The following is a 20,406-nucleotide window of genomic DNA, read 5'->3' on the forward strand; positions in this document are numbered from 1 at the left end:
GTGTGTGTCAGTACTCGGTGGTTCTTGCTAAAGATTGATAAACCTGACTGCTGTCCAGGCGGGGAGTGCTTCGCCAGTGGATCACGCCAGGGGTGGTGGCCAGCTCAAACGGCTCGTCGTCGTGCGCGCGATTCAGAATTCGCGCGGCGCGCCAGGCCATCAGGCTGAGCTGGGGTTCGGCAATGCCAAGACGGTGCATCCCGGCATTCACGGCGAACAGGCGGTTGCTCTGCGGACCGTCCCATTCAAGGGTGAAATCATTGTTGATGCAGAAGGTTTCGTCGGCGTCCAGACGCAGGCGATGGGAGAGCGGTGCCAGAAACGCAGGCTGCACGGTGCGATAGCCGGTCGCGAAAATCACCACGTCGGTATCGAGTTGTTCACGGCCGCCGTCAAGGTGATGCTGTAACGTCAGGCGCTTACCGTTCTCCTGCTGCGCGATCGCGGTGACCGAGCGAGAGGGCAGGAGGTGTGCCCACGGTTTTTCCCGCAGCACTTCGAAGCGGTGATACATGGCGCGATAAATCGCCAGCAGAGACTCCGTAGTGATGCCGTCAGAGGTCATCTTCTGCTCGTGCAGCATCTGACGACGCGCCTCTTCGCCAAGCGTAGAGAAGCTGTCTACATATTCCGGTGTGAAATACTCGTTGGCGAAAGCCGCTTCATCCAGCGCGTTATAATTGTTGCGTCGGGAAACCCAGTTCAGGCTCAGTGGCTGACCCCACTCCCCGCGGAAGATATTCAGAAACAGATCCGCACCACTCTGACCTCCGCCGACGACGGTGACGCGTTTACCCGCTAAGTCCGGCGTGCGCAGCATCATCTCGCTGGCGTGGAAGCAGGTGTCATCCTGAGCCGGAGCGCAGTCAGGCAGGTTAATCTGTTTGCCAATTCCCACGCAGACGTGACGCGCCAGGAAGCGATCGCGCTGAGTCACCACGTCGAACAGACCGTTTTTTTCATCAAAACTGACCTGCTGTACCTGCTGGCTGAAGGACAGGTTGGTGAGATTTTCCGCGGCCCAGCACAGGTAATCGGCAAACTCTTCGCGAGAGACCGTACGCTGCTCGGTGGTCAGAAAACGATAGAACTTTTTACGCTGCACCAGATAGTTAAGAAAACTGTGGCGATTGGTGGGCTCCACGGCGCTCACCAGATCTTTCAGGAAGCTGGTTTGCATATGGCAGTCCGGCACCATCATGCCAGGGTGCCAGGAGAAATGCGGCTTGCGTTCAAGAAACAGCGAACTAAAACCGTCCAGTCCTTCAGCCAGTGCGGCGATGCTGAGGTTAAACGGGCCAATACCAATGCCGATGAAATCATACGTTTTCATTGCGCTGACTCCTGGGAGACCAGAAAAAGAGGGTTATCAAGATCGGTGACATAGTTCGGCAACATGCGGCTGCCGCCGTCGTGTTCGGAGAAGGTCAGTTTGACCGGGTTGAGGATCACGCGAATAATTTGCGGCTTAAACAGATCAAACTTCGCAAAGCGTTCGGCGAGATCGGGATGCGCGGCCATATAGCGGCGCAATACCTCGGCCAGGATCTGGTAGAAACGGGTTTCGCTGACGCCGCTTTGCAGGGTAAGGCGTGAAATAAACCGCAGCACCGTGACAAAGTTACCGGTTTGCAGATCGTGAATGATGTAATCCGCACTCAGGCGCGCCGTGACGGACTTCACCTGTTCAGGCAGGCTTGCTGCCTGCGGGAAATCTTCATCCACCAGGCGCATGTCCCCCTGGAAATCTTTCAGCAGGATGCGTTGCGGGATGGCGTCTTTCATCACCAGCGTCACGTTCTGGCCGTGGGCGATAAGCGCCACGCCGTAGCGGCAGAGCAGGTGATAGAAGGGGATGACCGTCGCGTCAAAGAGCTTTTCCAGCCAGGCTTCAGCGGTCAAACCGGATTGGGCAATCCATGCGTCAATCAAGGGGCGTCCGGCGTTATCGCTCTCCATCAACGCAGCCATCAGCACCGCCTCTTCACCCTGCTGAAGATAACAGGACGGATTTTCGCGCCAGATAACCCCCAGCATCTCCTGATAACGGTAAGGTGCTTTCGGCAGTGCGGCGTAACCCGGGTGGGAAAGATACCCGGCCGCGGGCTCGCCAAGCACCTGCGCGCCACAGTGAATAAGCGTGGCATCGCTGGCGAACTGCTGCTGTAACCAGCGTGAGGCCAGCGGGCCAGCGGCAATGTACTTACCCGGAATACCGCGATAGCAGGAGGTGTTGTAAATGGTCAGCGGCAGCTTGATGTCAAACGGCGCGCGGCGGCTGGCATTGGTGAGGGTACGCAACGATTGCTGCGCCAGGTACTCGTCGCCAAACTCGCCCAGCTCAACCATTTCGCCGCGCGCGAGTTGCGCCAGGAAATGGACAGCAATCTTTTGTTGCCACTGCCACGGATGCAGCGGCACGGGCAGCCAGTTATCATCAAGATCCAGCGCCTGCCAGCGGGCATCAAACCGGGCGCGCTCGGCGTTATCCATGGCGCTCGCCAGCAGAGTATTGATATCGCAATCAACATCGCTGCTCCAGACCAGGTGCGCACGTTGCACGGCGACCCAGTGCAGGCGAAAACGGCCACGGTATTCCGGGGCATACTGGCGTAGCGCATCCAGCCCCCAGCCGCGGCGTCCCTTGTTAAAGATAAACTTAGGATGGCCGCTCATCAGGCATTGTAATTCGTCCGGGTCGAGATGAATGAGCGCATCAGCATCCAGCGTTTCGCGCGCCTGTAACAGCTGAATATCACCCCGCAGCGTGGCATAGAGATCTTCCAGATGCTCCGCGGTCTGCGCGTCGCTCATCTCCAGTACCGTAGCAAGCTGCAGCAGTGCAGTTTCTGCGTCCACTGCCTTACCGCTGACGGTGGTCAGGCTCGCGGGGTCGATATGCAGCCAGCCCCAGATCCCGCGCGTGGCTTGGAACTGCCAGGTCTCCGCGCCCATGGTGATTTGCCAGCGATTGTCTGCCAGCTGCCGGGCGCTCAGGGTGCGTTCATATTCCAGTTCGGCGAGGATCTTCGCCACCATGTCGCGGTTCACTTTCTGCCAGTACACGTTCACAGTCCCACCTCGCTGAAGAAGCGGTGACGCTGGTTCATGATGAGGCGCGAGCGTTTATGCGGGAAGTCGAACTCTTTCACGGTTTCGAAACCGGCAGACGAAAGATGGCGGAACAGGCGCTGGTTGTCGAAACGCGGCTCGGCAACGATGCGTGTTGTGCGTGGCTCATCCAGCCACAGATAATGGCTCAGACCGCGCAGCCAGCTGCGGATATACTGCGCGCCGCGCCAGTTTTCTTCCCCAACCAGCATGTGCAGGCCGCGGTCAAACGGCTGCCAGCGATAGTGACGGCCAATACGGTCTTCCGCCGCCCAGTAAATTTCAAAGTAGCCGAACGGCTGGTCATCAAAGCAGCCGATAAGCGGATAACAATAGGTCGAGTCGAGCTGACGGTGCAGGTAATTTTCCTGCTCCGCCTGCGGGCCGGCCATCTCCCAGAAGGCGTTAACGCGTGGGGTGTTCATCCAGCGGGTGAAACGTTCGCCGTCCTGCGCCACATCGGCCACGCGGAAACTCAGGATGCGTTTAATCTGCGGGTCGTAACGGCGATAGACTTCACCTTGCGGGCGGTGAGGGCGCAGCGGGAAGTAAAGCTGACGGCTTTCATCGAACTGCATGCCGCCGTGGTTCTGGGGCCGTTCTCCCTGCAGCCACAGGGGTAACTGCCAGAACGTTTCGCGCGCCAGATAATCTCCGCTGGCAAGCGTAAACAGCGCCTGCGCCTGCGGTTCATCCTGCCAGGCGGACCAGGGGAGCGTGACGCCGGTCAGTGCCGGTGCGGCGATAAACAGCTGATCCAGCGCGTCGACTAACCAGCCTTCCGGGATACCACCCACGCGCTCAAGCACTGCGCTGCCGTCGAGACCTAACGTCAGGGGCAGAGTGTTCTCCGTTGCGGTGCAGCGAAAGCCATAACCAGAATGGACGATATTCGCGTTTGCCATCACGCCTTCTCCTTGTAAAACGGGTTGCTAAAGTCGAAATAGATCACTGCCGGATCGGCGATGGTGTTTTCGTTGCGATCGTGCAGGTAGCAGAAAAAGTTGCCTTTACAGTTCCAGGTTGGGCTGTCGAGCACGTAGTCGAGGCAGCGGGTCTGTTTCGCTGTTTTGCGTAATTCGGCCAGTGCGTCACGCACCTGCGCCATCAGGCTCTCTTCGCTGTCGAAACCGGCGGCGGCGAGGGCGGCAGTCACGGCAAGCGTTGAGTTCAGCAGCAGGTAGTAGGGGAAGTAGCGCAGCAGCTGGCTTTCGCCAAAACGGTTTTCCACATCATGTTCACCCGCCTCTTTTAGCCATTCATCGGCCCCTTCAGTCCAGGCGCTGCCCTGACAATCGCGGTAGATCAGCCCGACGGGGAAATCCTGCTGCATCTCAACGAGGATATTTTGCTGGTGCGCCAGCAGAACCAGGCCGTAATCCGCTTCCGCGCTAAACAGCGGAAGTAAAACGCGATCGCAATACGCCTGCACCCAGCAGCGCGCAGCCTCGGCGAGGGGTAAATCCAGGCGCTGGCTCAGACGACGTACCGCCGCAACCAGCAGACTGTCACCTCCGTCCGGGGCCGCCTGCGTCAGGCTCACCAGTACGTTGGTCTGGCTCTCTGGCGTCTCGAACAGCAGGTTCACGCGCAGGGCCATCAGGCTCTCTTCCTGGATGATGCCATTTTCATCACGCAGCCCCGCCCAGCCGTCTTCCTGCATAACACGCAGGGTCGGGTAGCGTGCCTGTAAGGTCTGCCAGCGCGCTGTCTTAGCCAGACGCGCCAGGCGCATACCGCGTTTAACCTCTTTCACCGACAGCGTGCGCACGGAGTTGGTCAGGCGCACGCTGAGGGAAAACTTGATCATGTCGCTGTTGGTTTCGCTGTAGAGCGAGCGCGAGGAACTGGTGGGCAGCCACTGCGCGCCCGCTTCGCCCAAATCCTGCAGGTCGCCGTTAGCCACAAGACGCTGGCACCAGGCCTGACCCAGCAGATGCTCGGCCTGCCACGGATGCATCGGCAGCAGCCAGCAGGTATCGGTGAAGTGACCGAGGAGCTCAGGGGCACTCTGCGCTGCGAAGCGCAGCAGGCGTTCGCGAAGAGAGACGGCCAGGCTGTCGCCGGCAATCAATTCACGCTTAACCGCAAACCAGCGCAGCGGGAAGCGGGAGGCAAAATCAGGCAAATAGCGGCGCGCTTCACTTTCGTTAAACGGCTCGTGAGATTTGGGGGCCGGGTGAAACGCATGCCCCACCAGCAGCGCCTGTTCTGCTTGCGCAAAATTCAGCGGTTTGTCACGCAGGTTTGCCCAGTTGTGGCGCAAATCGATGGCCTGCCAGGTGTGGGCATGGCTTTCAAGGGCGCGTTGCTTAAAGCGAGCCAGCGTTTCGGTATCGAGTGAGCCTTTAACTGAAGGTTTTTCCAGAATTAAGTCAATCAGTTGCGTGAAAGTGACGGCGTCACCGCTGTCGCTGTCGCGCTGGATAAGGGTCGCCGGAAAGTGATACTGATGATGCTGAGTCGGAGAGAAATAGCGTACCGGAACCCGAATGGCCTGGGTTGAAGAGAGCGGAATATGAATCTGCGATAGCTCATCCGCAACGGTAGCGGGGAGATAGCGCCAGTCCTTCGTTTCACGCAACAGGGCGTTCAAAAAACACTGGGCCGCAACGTCTGTACCGGCGGAGCGGGGCAGAGTACGCATAGGTGTACCTCATTCCATGATTGATAATAATTATCGTTATGATATGCATTCTGTTTACAGTCGCAACTATTTTTGCAATATTTGTTTTCATAAACTTCATGATTTCCACACATTTATTGACACTATGTTCACATTCTCATGCGCACTTACCCTGAAACACTGACGGAAAACCTCACCCCGAAAGCGAACTGGCCACTGGCGTTATGCGCCGGATTGTTAGGAATTGGGCAAAACGGTTTGCTGGTCATGCTGCCGCAACTGGTCACCCTGACCGGGTTATCGCTCTCCGTCTGGGCGGGGCTGTTAATGTTCGGCTCCATGCTCTTTTTACCCGCATCGCCGTGGTGGGGACGCCAGAGTGAGCGACACGGCTGCAAGGTCGTGATGCAGGCCTCGCTAAGTGGCTATCTGGCAAGTTTCGTCGTGATGGCGCTGGTAGTCTGGGCGATGGCAAGCGGGATGATGAGTGCTGTCTTGGGGCTGGCGGGCCTGATCCTCTCGCGTACGCTGTACGGCCTGACCGTCTCAGGGCTGGTGCCCGCGGCTCAGACATGGGCCATTCAGCGCGCGGGTCTGGATAAACGCATGGCCGCGCTGGCGACCATAAGCTCCGGCCTCAGCTGTGGTCGTCTGCTGGGGCCGCCGCTGGCGGCGATGATGCTCAGCGTCAATCCGGTGGCTCCCCTCTGGTTGATGGCGATTGCACCGTTTATCGCTCTCCTGCTGGTCCTTCGAGAGGTCGCCGATCCGCCGCTGCCGCCGGTCGCGCATCAGGCGACGCGTGTGCAGGTTTCAATGCTGCCGTACCTTGTGCTGGCGTTGCTTCTGGCCGCACTGGTGAGCCTGATGCAGATTGGCCTGTCACCGCATCTCAGCCCCCTGCTGGACGGTAACCCGCGAGAGGTGAGTCATCATGTCGCGCTGCTGCTGAGTCTGGCCGCGCTGGCAACCCTCGCTGCGCAATTTCTGGTGGTCCGTCCGCAGCATTTCAGCCCGGTGACATTGCTCTGCCTGGCCGCGGTACTGATGGTGACGGGACTGGGGCTAATGTGTATTGCCGGTCTGGTGTTGTTCTACGTGGGAATTGTCATGACGTCGCTGGGAGCCGCCATGGCGACGCCGGGATACCAGCTGCTGCTGAATGAACGGCTGACCACCGGAAAAGGGGCGGGAGTGATTGCCACCAGCCACACGCTGGGCTACGGGCTGAGTGCGCTGCTGGTGCCTGTCGTCACGCGTTTATTCGGCGAGGTATTTTTAACGCAGGCCGCCTGGGTGATGGCGCTGATGTTTCTGGTGATGAGCCTATGGGTACGGGCGGTCAATCGTACCCATGTCGACCCGTCTTAATGGAACTGGTGAGATGAATTGCCGGCAGGATCCTCATTTTGCCGCAGACGCAGCAGAGGGTCTTGCTGATAAAACTGACAGAACCGTTGCCAGAGGGCCGGGAAACGGGGGGCGAAAAGCTCAGGCGCGCTAAAGAAATATTCTGACAGCACCGCAAAGCACTCCGCAGGATCAGTTGCCGCATAGGCATCGATGCTGGCGGCACTTTCGCCCACCAGATCTATCTCATCCTGGATATTATCCATTGCCGCATGCAGATCGTGTTCCCAACCTGCAACCTCACGAAGCGGGATCAGCGGTACACCGCTGGCACGATCGCCGTTGCGGGTATCCAGCTTATGCGCCACTTCGTGAATGATCAGGTTAAAGCCGGATGCGTCGAAGGAGTCCTGAATATCAAGCCAGTTCAGGATGATAGGCCCTTGCTGCCAGCTTTGCCCGGACTGCACCACCCGTTGGTTATGCACCAGGCCGAAATCGTCCTGCCATTCATCGTCCACCACGAACGGTGCAGGGTAGATGAGTACTTCATGGAAGCCATCCAGCCACTCAATACCGAGTTCCAGTACCGGCAGACAGAAAAGCAGGGCGATACGCGCGTTTTTCAGGGGATCCAGCTCGAAGCCCTGCAGCGGAACCAGACGTTTTTGCTGCAAAAAGCGATCCGCCAGTTGAACCAGTTTTGATTGTTCATCCGGCTGAAGATTAGCCAGAACAGGGATCGCCAGCGCTTCATCCCACGGCAGCGCCATATTTCGGCCAGCGTCATTCGTTTTCCAGGGCCACTTAATCATCGCTTTGCTCGCAAACTCGTCACTTGAACAAAAGGGGAAGGTAAGGTTCTGTTAAAATGCCAGACATTCGGTCATTGCTTCAATTCCAGCCTCGATAAACTATCACTTCGTACGTAACGGTGGATAGCGGTTTGCTGGTATCACCTTCATTTTGTGAACTCAGTCGAAGCCTAATCTTATGACACTTACCCCATTAAGTTCAGCGTGAAAACCAACTCCTTAAGGAATTTCGGCGCTTCACCGGTTGCGGCAGGACAATAAGCCGCTATTATTTTTGACTTTCGTTCGTATTGCCAGACAGGACATTCAGACGCTATGCCCGTAAATTTTGACCTTAACGATCTTTATGCTTTCAGAGCGTTAGTGGAATACGGCAACTTTCGGGTTGCTGCTGAATCTATCTGTTTGTCCCCGTCAGCACTGAGCCGCAGGATTGAAAAACTGGAGGCGGCGCTGGGAGCGAAGCTGTTTGACCGGACCACCCGCCACGTGGCTCTGACACTGTACGGGCAGAACTTTGCTGAACGTTCAGCGCAGTTGCTCGATAACGTTGAGTCCATGCTGGCTGATATTGATAAAGTGAGTGAAGAGCGGACCGGGCTGATTACCGTCGCTACGGTACCGTCTGCGGCCTATTACTTTATGCCGGATGTCATTCGTCGCTTTCAGTCCCGTTATCCGCGTGTCCGGATTAAGCTCATCGACAGTAGCGCGGGGAATGTCATTGACGCGGTTGCCCGTAGCCAGGCGGATTTCGGGATCTGTTTCGCCGGGAGTTTGCCCTCTGAAATCGAGTTTTTCCCCCTTGTGGAAGATCGCTATGTCGCCGCGTGCAGGCGCGATCACCCGCTGGCAAAAAAGACTCACCTGACGTGGCAGGCGTTTTATCAGCAGGACTATATCATCCTCGACAAAACGTCAGGCAACCGTAACCTGCTCGACCGGATGCTGGGGGATATCGTGCCTGCGCGTCCCAGCGTTTGCGAAACGCGCCATGTGACCACGATGCTCGGTATGGTAGAGGCGGGCATCGGCATTGCTGCCGTGCCCGCCATGTCGATGCCGACGTCAGAGCACTCGCTCCTGACGTCTGTCCCGCTCGTGGCACCGGAGGTGAAACGCACTGTGGGGCTGATTCGACGCCGGGGGCGCATCCAGTCTTACATTGCGGCTGAACTGGAAAAACACATTACTGAGCAGTACCGCGGGACGTGACGGGGCTCATCCCCGTGTCGCGAATCACGGCGCTGGACTGTGTCGAGGAAAGGTAATCCAGCAGCGCTTTCCCTTCGCCAGGATGGTCGGCGTGGCGGGTCACGGCGCCAGCAAAGCGGGTGATGTATTGCAGGTTGTCCGGGAGTTTGCCAATAAACGTCACTCCCGGAATCGGCAGCAGTTCGCTGACCTGCTGGAAACCTACCGCGTATTTCCCTTTCGCCACTTCTTCGGCGACGGGGATGCGCTCAACCTTCGTTGCTTTACCCATCACCTCTTTTTCAATCCCCAGCGTTTTGAACAGCGTCTGGCTGACGTATCTGCCGCTGGCGCTGTCGGAGTAGGCGATGGACTCCGCCTGAAGCAGCGTATGGCGAAGTTTCGCCTCGTTACTGATATCCGGGACGTCAGCGCCTTTTTTTACCACCATACCGACAGGGGAGTCCGCAAGTTCCGTGCGCGAGCCAGGCTGAGTCAGGTTGTCCTTTTCAAGTGTTGCCAGCGCATCGCCCACCATGATTACCACGTCGGCTTTTTCCCCGCGCGCAAGCCGGTTAGGAATTGCCTGCGGAGTCGTTCCCATAGACGGGCCGGGAATGAGCACAATGTTATCTCCGGTCTGGCGTTCATATTCCGGTGCCAGCTTTTCAAGGGCGGCTTTAAAACCGCCTGAGATCATGACCGTCACCTCTTTCGCTGCGGCACTGAAGCTCAGGATGGTCAGTATCAACGCGCTGGTGGTCAGTCGAGGAATCAGTCTCATGCCGCCCCCTCTGATTTCACGGTATTTTGCAGCGTCACTGCACGACGACGGTACAGGTAGAGCGTTGCCAGCAGGGCGCATACCGCGGCGAAACTCATCCAGTAGCCGGGAGAGGCTTTATCCCCGGTATATTCAATCAGCGCGGTAGACATTACCGGCGTGAACCCCCCAAATACCGCCGTTGCCAGACTGTAGGCCAGAGAGAACCCCGCCACGCGAACTTCAGAAGGCATGATCTCCGTGAGCGCCGGGATCATCGCACCGTTGTACAGGCCATAGAGGAAAGAGAGCCACAGCAGGACGCTCAGCATCATTGAGAAGCTCGGTGCCTGCGCCAGCAGCGTCAGTGCGGGGTAGCTCGTCGCCAGAGCCAGCAGCGTCATGGCGATAAGCACCGGTTTACGCCCAAAGCGGTCCGACAGCGCACCGCCTACCGGCAGCCAGATAAAGTTGGAAATTGCCACCAGAAGCGTAACCAGCAGGCTGTCCGAAGCGCTGAGCATCAGCACTTTTTTCCCGAAAGTCGGCGCGTAAACGGTGATCAGATAAAAGGCCGTGGTGGTCATTGCCACCATCAGCATGCCGGCAATGACCACCTGCCAGTTACCGAGCAGGGTTTTAAAGACCTGATGCATCTCCAGATGATGGCGGCGTGCGTTGAACTCCTCTGTCTCCTCCAGCTTGCGGCGCAGGAAAAAGATAAACGGTACGATTAAACAACCGACCAGGAACGGGATACGCCAGCCCCATTCACGAATGGCGCTCTCTGCCATCAGCGCATTCAGCGCAAACCCCATGGCTGCCGCAACCATAATCGCGACCTGCTGGCTGCCGGACTGCCAGCTGGTGTAAAAACCTTTGCGGCCGGGCGTGGCAATTTCAGCCAGATAGACCGATACGCCACCCAGCTCCGCTCCGGCAGAAAAACCCTGCAACAGTCGGCCAGTCAGAACCAGTAACGGTGCCCACAGACCTATGCTGTGATAAGACGGAATAAGTACGATCAGGAAGGTACCCGCCGCCATAATCGACAGGGTCACGATGAGTCCTTTTCTGCGCCCAACCTTGTCGATATAGGCACCCAGTACGATTGCCCCGATGGGGCGCATTAAAAATCCTGCGCCGAAGACGGCAAACGTCATCATCAGGGAAGCAAATTCACTGCTCGCCGGGAAAAAGGTATGCGCGATGTAGGTCGCATAAAAGCCGAAGAGAAAGAAGTCGAATTGCTCGAGAAAGTTGCCGGACGTCACGCGAAGTATCGCGCCCGCTTTCGAGCGAACGGTTGCAGGTGAGGTTGAGGAAAACATGGTTATCTCCAGTTTATTGTTGACGTTTTGCTCGTCTGTTTCTGAAAACTGGATCAAGAACCCCAAATTTATAAGCGCAATTAATACATGGACTGATGCATTTAACGCATCAATAGCGCGTGGTCGATCGGGAGTGATTGTCGTAACAACAACTTAACAATTAATTGATTTTTTATTCACCAGGTTGGGTAAGTCACTGATATTGCCGTTTTGTGACATCGCGCAGAGGCTCCCTTGTTTGCAGAAAATACAAAAGCCAGGCGATGCCTGGCTGTTAACTATCACTTACCGCGACTTACCGCAACGCGTTGGCAATCGCACTGAACATCAGTGAGGCTTCCAGCGGCTGTGCGCTAAACGACGGTTCGGCCTGCGGCCAGGTGGACCACTGAACGATCACCAGATTTTCCGCCTGGTTTACCATGATCATCTGCCCAAAGATCCCCAGCGCCCAGAGCGAGCCTTTCAGCGATTCATTTGCCGCGGGCACCATCTTCGTGGCCGTGACGGGCACTTCGTTGTTCCACCACTGATAGCCGTACAAGCCGGTCGGGTGTGCGTCAGAGACAGAGCCATCAGCCTGCGTCCAGCGTGAGGCGTCTTTCACCCAGTTGTCGGGCAGGATCTGTTTACCGTTCGGTAGTGTGCCGTTATGCAGGATAAATTCCCCGAAGCGTCCCCAGTCTTCCAGCGTGGCGTTAAAGCCATGCGCGCCGACATCATGCTGACCTTTACGGTAGGCATGCCATACACCGTCGCTCGCCATGCCGTACGGCTGCCAGATGCTCTTCTCAAGATAGGCGGCCAGGGTCATGCCCGTTGCACGCTCAAGCACGTCACCCAACAGCCAGGCGCCACCGGAGGAGTAAGACCAGTGCTGGCCTGCCGGGTGTTCGCGTTTCAGCCCGGACACCAGCTTACGCACGCAGTCATAGGTGCCTGGTTTCGCTTCGCACTCGGTGAGCTGCGCGAAATCGGAGGCGGGATTGGTGTAGTCTTCGTTCCATGCCACGCCGGAGGTGTGGGTGATCAGCTGTTTTAACGTCACACCGTCCCAGGCGGTGCCTTTCAGGTCTGGCTCGTATTGCGTGACCAGGTCGTCGAGTGAGCGAATTTTTCCCTCTTTGAGAGCCACGCCAACCAGCGTTGAGACCACGGATTTCCCGACCGAACGGGAGGTCCAGAGCGTCGTATCCGTATTGCCTTCGCCGAGATATTTCCACGCGATTTTGCCGTCTTTCAGTACCAGCATGCCGCTCACGTTCTGACGTTTCAGGTAGTCCTGCAGGTTATAGGTCTTGCCGTTGACCTGATAGCGGGCGTCAGTGAGCGGTTTCTCTGCGCTGGGCAGCGGCGTGGCGTTGCCGTGATGGAACACATCTCCCGCGTAGTTGCGGTAGTCATTTCGAAAGCCGACCACGCGATCCGCCTGGCTCCAGGTGAGCATCTTGTGCGTGTCAGGAAGCTGTTTGTCGAACGGAGCAGGGCAGGTGTTCAGGTCAGTACCGTCGCAGGCAGCCAGTGCGACAGGCGCAAACAGACCGCTGCACAGGCTAATTACAACGCCCGCCAGCAGCGTGCGGTTCAGTGAAGGATAATTCATCATTTTTCTCGCTGTGATTAGGAACGCCTTCAGTTTAAGAACCCGCGACTTATAATAAAAAACGCGTAATGGGGGAAATTCCCCCCGAAAACTGAATGGAGAGAGGCGTGACGACGGTAATTTATTCCTTTGCCCAACTGGAAGCGTTTACCGCCGTGGTGGAATACGGTGGCCTGGCAAAAGCGGCGATGAAGCTCGGGAAAGATCGTACGACGCTGCGCGACCTGATTGATTTTCTCGAAGATGGATTAGGGTACAGGCTGTTTGTGCGTGAAGGACGCACGCTGCGTCTGACCCCTGAGGGCGAGCAACTGCAGCGGCAGGCGCACCTGCTGATGCGCCAGGTGAAAGCCTTTGAGGCATTTGCCAGCGCGGTACCGGAGCGTGCTACGCAGGACATCACGCTGGTTTACGATCCCTTTACCTCGAGGCCATTTTTGCAGGCGCTGATTGGCGAGATGGCGAAGCGACATTTACGTCTGAGCCTGGTCAGCGCCTCCCGGGATGAGGCGGAAGCGATGCTGGCCAGCGGGCAGGCGGATCTGGGTATTTGCCAGGCACGTAATCGCAGTGTGGGTAATGAAATGGAGTGGCGGGCGCTCGGGGCGATCGATATGGATTTCTACGCCTGCAACACGCTGTTCGCCGAAGCCACGCAGCCGCTGTCGCTGCTTGAGTTGTCGCTGGTGCCGCAGGTGATTATGCACGCCGCCTCGGATGAGCCGGTGGCACGTCGTCTGCAGATTTCGGGGCACACCCTTTTCACCAATGAGCTGGAGATGTTGCGGGGCCTGCTGGAGCAGGGATGCGGCTGGGGATTTTTACCGACGCATTTCCAGCCGACCGGGTGGAAAAAGGTAAAAAGGCTGCACACCGAAGTGGGCAGCCAGGGGATAAGTCAGACGATGGTGACCATCTGGAAGCCGGGAAGCGACAAGCGAGAGAGGATCGCTGAAACGCTGTCGCTGTTACCGGCGTTGTGGAAAAACTCAGCGCTGTGAACACCCATTGCACTGCTGATTCTGGATCTGCTGGAAGAAGTCGTTACCTTTGTCATCCACCAGGATAAACGCCGGGAAGTTTTCCACTTCGATTTTCCAGATGGCTTCCATACCCAGCTCAGGATAGGCCACGCACTCCAGACGCTTGATGCTGTTTTGTGCCAGTACCGCCGCCGGGCCGCCGATGCTGCCGAGGTAGAAACCGCCGTGCTTATGACAGGCATCGGTCACCTGCTGGCTACGGTTGCCTTTCGCCAGCATGATCATGCTCGCACCGTGAGACTGCAGCAGGTCGACGTACGAATCCATCCGTCCAGCCGTGGTTGGGCCGAGAGAGCCTGATGCATAGCCTTCCGGAGTCTTGGCCGGGCCTGCGTAGTAGATTGGATGGTCTTTGACGTACTGCGGCAGTTCTTCACCGTTGTCGAGCAGCTCTTTCAGCTTCGCGTGGGCAATGTCGCGCGCCACGATGATGGTGCCGTTCAGTGACAGGCGGGTAGAGACCGGATGAGCAGAAAGCTGGGCCAGGATCTCCTTCATCGGCTTATTCAGATTGATGCTGACCACGTCGCCTTCGCCCTGTTGACGCAGGGATTCAGGAATATACTGGCCCGGATTGTGCTCCAGTTTTTCAATCCAGATACCGTCGCGGTTGATTTTGGCTTTGATGTTGCGGTCAGCGGAGCAGGAGACGCCCATACCAATGGGGCAGGAGGCGCCGTGGCGCGGCAGACGGATCACGCGAATATCATGGGCGAAGTATTTCCCGCCAAACTGTGCGCCCAGGCCGAGGTTCTGTGCTTCCTGAAGCAGTTCCTGTTCGAGCTGAACATCACGGAACGCCTGACCGTGTTCGTTACCTTCGGTGGGCAGCGCGTCGTAATAGCGCGTTGAGGCGAGCTTAACGGTTTTCAGCGTCGCTTCAGCCGAGGTTCCTCCAATCACGAAGGCAATATGGTAAGGCGGGCAGGCCGCGGTACCCAGGGTACGCATTTTCTCAACCAGGTAGTTTTTCAGCTTCGCCGGGGTAATCAGCGCTTTGGTTTCCTGATAGAGATAGGTTTTATTCGCGGAACCGCCGCCTTTTGCCATGCACAGGAATTTATACTCGTCCCCGTCGACGCTGTAGAGATCGATCTGCGCAGGCAGGTTAGTGCCGGTATTGACCTCTTTATACATATCCAGCGCGGCATTCTGGGAATAACGCAGGTTATCTTCGATGTAGGTGTTATAGACACCCTGACTCAGCGCGGCTTCGTCACCGCCACCGGTCCAGACGCGCTGGCCTTTTTTACCCATGATGATCGCCGTGCCGGTATCCTGGCAGGTGGGCAGCACGCCTTTGGCCGCAATTTCAGAGTTGCGCAGGAACTGCAGGGCAACGTATTTATCATTTTCGCTGGCTTGTGGGTCGTTAAGAATAGCGGCAACCTGTTTCTGATGCGAAGGGCGCAGCATAAAGGCGGCGTCGTGGAAAGCCTGCTGTGCCAGCAGCGTCAGCGCTTCGGGTTCCACTTTCAGGATCTCCTGACCCTCAAATTCGGCAACAGAGACGTGTTCTTTGGTCAGCAGATAGTATTCGGTATCGTCGTGTGCGAGAGGGAAGGGGTTCTGGTAGTAAAACGGTTTGTTTGACATAGCGTATTGCTCCAAAAAAATAAAACCGCCGGAGAGGTAGCCCGGCGGTCAGGGATCAGAACATCATGGACATCCACGGATAACCAATCAGCAGCAGGGCCGCCAGGAAGATGGCACCAAAGATGGTGCCGAGGCGCCAGTAGTCTTTGGTTGGCAGGTAGCCGCTACCGTAGTAGATAGGGCTAGGGCCGGTACCGTAAGGGGTGATAATCCCCATGACACCCAGGGAGGTCACCATCAGCAGGACGAACACCTCCATATTCATGCCAGGAATGGTAGAGGCGATGGTCAGCATCGCTGGCAGCAGCGCCGTGGTGTGTGCGGTGGTGCTGGCAAACAGGTAGTGCAGCAGGTAGAACGCCAGCAGCAGTACGATGGTGGCAACACCCGGCGAGATACCGCTCATCAGCAGACCGCCTTCTTTACCCAGCCAGCTAATGAAGCCCGTGGAGGAGAGGCCATCCGCCAGCGCAACCAGGGTGGCGAACCAGACGAAGGTGTTCCAGGCGGCTTTATTCCCGGTGATATCGTTCCACTCCAGCACCCCGGTCCACAGCATCAGACCCACGATTAACAGTGCAGCCATCGCCGGTTCAATCCACGCGGCGGCGAAGATCCACATCAGCAGCGCGCAGCAGACGAAAATCAGCAGCAGGATTTCGTTACGGGACAGTTTGCCCAGTTTTTCCAGTTCACGGGTCGCCCACAGTGGCACTTCGTTGTTCACTTTAACTTCAGGCGGGTAGAACCAGTAGGCCAGCAGCGGCATGGTCAGAATCAGCAGCACGCCCAGCGGCAGGAATGCGATAAACCAGGTGCCCCAGGAGATGTCGATCCCCACGGTGCTTTTCACCAGCGCCAGCGCCAGCAGGTTCGGCGCGAGGGCAGACAGGAACATTGAGCTGGTAATACAGGCCGCGGTGATCGCCACCCACATCAGGTAAGAACCAATTTTGCGCGCGCTTGGATCGTTTGGTTTAGAACCATACAGCGGCGGCAGGTTAGCGATAATCGGATAGATGGTCCCGCCGCTACGCGCGGTGTTGGAAGGTGTAAACGGTGCCAGCAGTAGGTCCGCGAAGGTGATAGCGTAACCGAGCGTCAGGCTGCGACGACCCAGATATTTCACCAGAATCAGCGCCAGACGGCGGCCGAAGCGGGTTTTGTCATAGCCTGCGGCAAACATGAAGGCACCGAAAATCAGCCATACGGTAGAGTTACCAAAACCGCTCACGGCCCATTTAAAGGAGGCACCCGCCAGTTTGAATTTCGGGTCAGCCAGCTGTTCCGGGCTGAACAACACCCACTGGCTGCAGAGCGCAATCGCCACGACGCCGGTCAGGCCAATGACCGCGCCTGGCAGCGGTTCGAAGATCAAACCGACAATCACGCCGACAAAGATAGCGAAATAGTGCCACGCGTAAGGAGGAAGCCCTTCCGGGACCGGAACAAACAGTAACAGCACGGCAACGACAATGGGCAATGCCATCATTAGCAGACGTTTTGCCTTTCCGTTGGATGCGTGACTCGCCACAGGGGGCGTTACAGCAGTTTTTGTATTCATAGTTTCGCGTCTTAAGTTGTCAGGAATTCGGTTATGCGCTGAAATGTTCATTTGCTTTCTTTAGTTTGTTTTTATTTTCGTTAGTTACTAAAGGTGCGCATTTGCTATTTCAGTAATAGCGATTTAACGCATTTTTGATGCGCTAAATTAAAAATTGATGATATTTATATATTGCGCCTTTGACTGTCTTGATGCTTGATCGCGATCAAAAAAATAGAGTTGCGGTGGTGTTTTTGTTCAGTTGATAATAACCACTCTGGCGTATGTGGGTATTATTTATTTTGATATGGATTTTACTCAATATTGTTAACATTTCAAATAACCATTTTCATATAACTCTATGTTTTTAATGGTTTGTTTTTGTCTCTTGGGATCGTGAAAAGGTCATTGATACGTTAACAGTGTTTAAAGGATTGTGAATAGAGTAATTAATATTGCTAACACCAATGTGTTATTAATGTTATTGAAGGGATTAAATAGTTTTTTAACTAACGTAATAGCTTTAGAAACTAAAAAAATCATTATATTAGTATTATGACATCGGAATAAAAAATCGAAATAAAACTGAGCCCGATAACGAATTCTTAATTTTAAAGTTTGGAGTTTCTATTATGAGCACTAACGAACGTATTCTAAGCCCCTTCACATTACCGAATGGTACCGAACTGAAAAACCGTTTGTTAATGGCCCCTATGACGACCTGTACCGGTTATTACGACGGTACGGTGACCAGCGAGCTGGTTGAGTACTATCGCGCCCGCTCAGGCAGTATTGGTACCATTATTGTTGAGTGCTGCTTTGTTGACGATCTCGGTCTCGCCTTCCCGGGTGCGATTGGCATTGATAACGACGAGAAAATCGCCGGGCTGGCGAAGATCGCTGAGGCGATTAAGTCCAAAGGATCTAAAGCGCTGCTGCAGATCTACCACGGCGGCCGCATGGTTGATCCGAAACTGATCGGTGGCCGCACGCCGGTGGGGCCAAGTGCCGTTGCCGCGCCACGTGACGGCGCCGCCACGCCGGTTGCCCTGACGGGGGAAGAAGTCGAAGGGATGATTGGTAAGTTCGGTGAAGCAGTACGCCGTGCGATTCAGGCGGGTTTCGATGGCGTTGAAATCCATGGGGCCAACACCTATTTGATTCAGCAGTTCTACTCTCCAAACTCTAACCAGCGTGACGACGAGTGGGGTGGCAGCCGCGATAACCGCGCGAAATTCCCGCTGGCCGTGCTCGACATCACCCATAAAATGGTGCGCCAGTACGCCGATGACGCCTTTATCATCGGCTATCGCTTCTCCCCTGAAGAGCTGGAAGAGCCGGGCATCCGCTTTGAAGACACCATGTACCTGCTGGAAAAGCTGGCCGCGCGCGGTGTGGATTATCTGCACTTCTCCGTTGGCGCAACCCTGCGTCCTTCTATTGTCGACACGCAGGATCCGACCCCGCTTATCGAAAAATACCGCGCAATGCGTTCTGACACGCTGGCGCAGGTGCCGGTCATGGGCGTCGGTGGCGTGGTCAATGCCGCGGATGCGAACGAGGCGCTGGAACATGGCTACGATCTTATCGCCGTAGGCCGCGCCACCATCGCCTATCCGGACTGGACAGACCGCATCGCGGCGGGAGAAACGCTGGAACTGTTTATGGACAGCACCCGACGCGAAGCGCTAAGCATCCCTGAGCCGCTGTGGCGTTTCTCGCTGGTGGAGGCGATGATCCGCGATATGAGCATGGGTGAATCGAAATTTAAACCGGGCATGTTTATTGAAAATGTTCGGGACGATAGCAATGAACTGGTGATTAACGTCAGCCTGGAGACCGACTGCATCGCCGACATTGAACTGGCTTCTGGCCCGACCCAGGACGTTGAGTTTGTCACCAGCTTCGAAGAGATCCGCACCCGTATTCTGGATGCAAACACCCCGCACGTGGATGCCATTACCGGTGCAACCAGCCAGAGTGAAGCGGTCAAAAAAGCGGTGTCCAAAGCCATGCTGAAATCCAGCAAAGCGCTGGCAGCCGAAGAGGGTGTCGACCCGAACGAGACCCGAAGCGTTGACGTTGTGGTGGTCGGTAGCGGTGGCGCGGGTCTGGCCGCAGCAATCCAGGCGCATGACGAAGGCGCAAGCGTGCTGATTGTTGAGAAAATGCCCTCCATCGGCGGTAACACCATTAAAGCGTCTGCGGGGATGAACGCCGCGGAAACACGCTTCCAGCGGGTGAAAGGAATTCAGGACAGCAAAGAGCTGTTTTATCAGGAAAGCCTGAAAGGCGGTAAAAACAAGAACAACCCGGCACTGTTGCGCCGCTTTGTGGAAAATGCCCCACAGGCGATCGAGTGGCTGGCGACCCGCGGCATTATGCTCAACGACATCACCACCACCGGCGGGATGAGCATCGACCGTACTCACCGCCCAAAAGACGGTTCTGCGGTGGGCGGCTATCTGATTAGCGGCCTGGTGCGTAACGTCAACAAACGCAACATCGAGGTCATGCTCGATACGTCGGTCAGCGACATTCTCTTCGAGAACGGCGAAGTCACCGGCGTACGTCTGACCACGGAAGAAAACGAAACCCTTACCGTAGCAACCAAAAGCGTCATTGTGGCTACCGGTGGTTTCAGCGCCAATAGCCAGATGGTGGTTAAGTACCGTCCTGACCTGGAAGGTTTCGTGACCACCAACCACAAAGGGGCGACAGGGGGCGGTATCGCGCTGCTGGAGCGTATTGGCGCCGGTACGGTCGATATGGGGGAAATCCAGATCCACCCAACCGTTGAGCAGAAAACCTCGTACCTGATTTCCGAATCCATCCGCGGTGGCGGGGCGATTCTGGTGAACCAGCAGGGGAACCGTTTCTTCAACGAGATGGAAACCCGCGATAAAGTCTCTGCACAAATTATCGCCCTGCCGGAGAAATACGCTTACATCGTCTTTGATGAGCATGTCCGCGCCAAAAACAAAGCGGCAGATGAGTACATCGCCAAAGGGTTTGTCACCAGCGCCAGCTCACCTAAAGCGCTGGCTGAAGCCCTGGGTATGGATTACCACGCTTTCCTGGCGACCCTGGAGCGTTACAACGGCTTTGTTGAAAAACAGCACGATGACGATTTTGGCCGTACGACCGCGCTGCGTGCGCCAATCAACGAAGGGCCATTCTATGCCATTCAGATTGCGCCGGGTGTGCACCACACCATGGGCGGTGTGACCATTAACACCGAAACCTGCGTACTGGACAGCAACCACAACGTGCTGCCAGGGGCATTTGCGGCCGGTGAAGTGGTCGGTGGCATCCACGGTGGTAACCGCATCGGGGGTAACGCGGTGGCAGATATCATTATTTTTGGTACGCTTGCCGGACATCAGGCGGCGATGCGCGCGAAAAGGGCGTAAGTCAGCCGTAAGGGTATG

At 56.4% G+C, this 20,406-nt stretch carries 14 protein-coding genes; 4 read left to right on the forward strand and 10 right to left on the reverse strand.

The window, feature by feature from the left end; genetic code table 11:
* Positions 1–7 precede the first annotated feature (7 nt).
* Genes BJP35_RS20755 through BJP35_RS20770 form a run of 4 tightly spaced genes read right to left on the reverse strand, consistent with a single transcriptional unit; the run spans position 8 to position 5,758 of the window.
* Complete coding sequence (locus tag BJP35_RS20755) at positions 8–1,333, reverse strand: lysine N(6)-hydroxylase/L-ornithine N(5)-oxygenase family protein (protein ID WP_086463521.1); 1,326 nt, start codon at positions 1,331–1,333, stop codon at positions 8–10.
* Complete coding sequence (iucC, locus tag BJP35_RS20760; RefSeq protein ID WP_086463522.1) at positions 1,330–3,072, reverse strand: IucA/IucC family siderophore biosynthesis protein; 1,743 nt, start codon at positions 3,070–3,072, stop codon at positions 1,330–1,332. The genes BJP35_RS20755 and iucC overlap by 4 nt, the downstream gene beginning before the upstream one ends.
* On the reverse strand, positions 3,069–4,016 hold the full coding sequence (locus BJP35_RS20765) for a GNAT family N-acetyltransferase (protein ID WP_032680665.1): 948 nt from the start codon (positions 4,014–4,016) through the stop codon (positions 3,069–3,071). Before BJP35_RS20765 ends, iucC begins: the two co-directional genes overlap by 4 nt.
* Positions 4,016–5,758 (reverse strand): IucA/IucC family siderophore biosynthesis protein, encoded by a 1,743-nt coding sequence (locus tag BJP35_RS20770; RefSeq protein ID WP_086463523.1) that lies wholly within the window; start codon positions 5,756–5,758, stop codon positions 4,016–4,018. The genes BJP35_RS20765 and BJP35_RS20770 overlap by 1 nt, the downstream gene beginning before the upstream one ends.
* 138 nt (positions 5,759–5,896) lie before the next feature.
* On the opposite strand from BJP35_RS20770, the gene BJP35_RS20775 reads away from it, so the two are divergent.
* Entirely contained in the window at positions 5,897–7,108 is a 1,212-nt protein-coding gene (locus BJP35_RS20775) for an MFS transporter (protein WP_086463524.1), read from the forward strand.
* Here the strand turns inward: BJP35_RS20775 and mtfA are convergent.
* Positions 7,105–7,902 carry a DgsA anti-repressor MtfA gene (gene mtfA / locus BJP35_RS20780; protein ID WP_086463525.1) on the reverse strand — a complete coding sequence of 266 codons (798 nt, stop codon included), beginning with the start codon at positions 7,900–7,902 and terminating at the stop codon, positions 7,105–7,107. The two genes, BJP35_RS20775 and mtfA, sit on opposite strands and share 4 nt — an antisense overlap.
* 315 nt (positions 7,903–8,217) lie before the next feature.
* Here mtfA and BJP35_RS20785 point away from each other — a divergent pair, with 315 nt between their 5' ends.
* Complete coding sequence (locus tag BJP35_RS20785; protein ID WP_086463526.1) at positions 8,218–9,117, forward strand: LysR family transcriptional regulator; 900 nt, start codon at positions 8,218–8,220, stop codon at positions 9,115–9,117.
* Here the strand turns inward: BJP35_RS20785 and BJP35_RS20790 are convergent.
* The 3 genes from BJP35_RS20790 to BJP35_RS20800 all read right to left on the reverse strand — a co-directional run bounded on the left by BJP35_RS20790 (position 9,092) and on the right by BJP35_RS20800 (position 12,793).
* Positions 9,092–9,880 carry a substrate-binding domain-containing protein gene (locus tag BJP35_RS20790; RefSeq protein ID WP_086463527.1) on the reverse strand — a complete coding sequence of 263 codons (789 nt, stop codon included), beginning with the start codon at positions 9,878–9,880 and terminating at the stop codon, positions 9,092–9,094. The two genes, BJP35_RS20785 and BJP35_RS20790, sit on opposite strands and share 26 nt — an antisense overlap.
* Positions 9,877–11,190 (reverse strand): MFS transporter, encoded by a 1,314-nt coding sequence (locus tag BJP35_RS20795; RefSeq protein WP_032680672.1) that lies wholly within the window; start codon positions 11,188–11,190, stop codon positions 9,877–9,879. Before BJP35_RS20795 ends, BJP35_RS20790 begins: the two co-directional genes overlap by 4 nt.
* A gap of 295 nt (positions 11,191–11,485) precedes the next feature.
* A complete protein-coding gene (locus BJP35_RS20800; protein ID WP_086463597.1) occupies positions 11,486–12,793 on the reverse strand; it encodes a serine hydrolase in 1,308 nt (435 codons plus the stop codon).
* A 95-nt stretch (positions 12,794–12,888) separates the two neighbouring features.
* Between BJP35_RS20800 and BJP35_RS20805 the strand changes: the two genes are divergently transcribed.
* Entirely contained in the window at positions 12,889–13,794 is a 906-nt protein-coding gene (locus BJP35_RS20805; RefSeq protein ID WP_086463528.1) for a LysR family transcriptional regulator, read from the forward strand.
* On the opposite strand, the gene fumA is transcribed toward BJP35_RS20805, so the two are convergent.
* Positions 13,783–15,432 carry a class I fumarate hydratase FumA gene (gene fumA, locus BJP35_RS20810; protein ID WP_025203790.1) on the reverse strand — a complete coding sequence of 550 codons (1,650 nt, stop codon included), beginning with the start codon at positions 15,430–15,432 and terminating at the stop codon, positions 13,783–13,785. The genes BJP35_RS20805 and fumA overlap by 12 nt on opposite strands.
* Before the next feature lie 55 nt (positions 15,433–15,487).
* The gene (locus tag BJP35_RS20815; protein ID WP_074164934.1) at positions 15,488–16,996 is read right to left on the reverse strand and encodes an anion permease; all 1,509 of its coding nucleotides are present in this window, start codon (positions 16,994–16,996) and stop codon (positions 15,488–15,490) included.
* Positions 16,997–17,607: 611 nt separating this feature from the next.
* Between BJP35_RS20815 and BJP35_RS20820 the strand changes: the two genes are divergently transcribed.
* Positions 17,608–20,388 carry a flavocytochrome c gene (locus BJP35_RS20820; protein ID WP_086463529.1) on the forward strand — a complete coding sequence of 927 codons (2,781 nt, stop codon included), beginning with the start codon at positions 17,608–17,610 and terminating at the stop codon, positions 20,386–20,388.
* Positions 20,389–20,406: the final 18 nt, after the last annotated feature.

It is taken from the genome of Enterobacter sp. J49, from assembly GCF_002148625.1.
Taxonomy (GTDB): domain Bacteria; phylum Pseudomonadota; class Gammaproteobacteria; order Enterobacterales; family Enterobacteriaceae; genus Enterobacter; species Enterobacter ludwigii.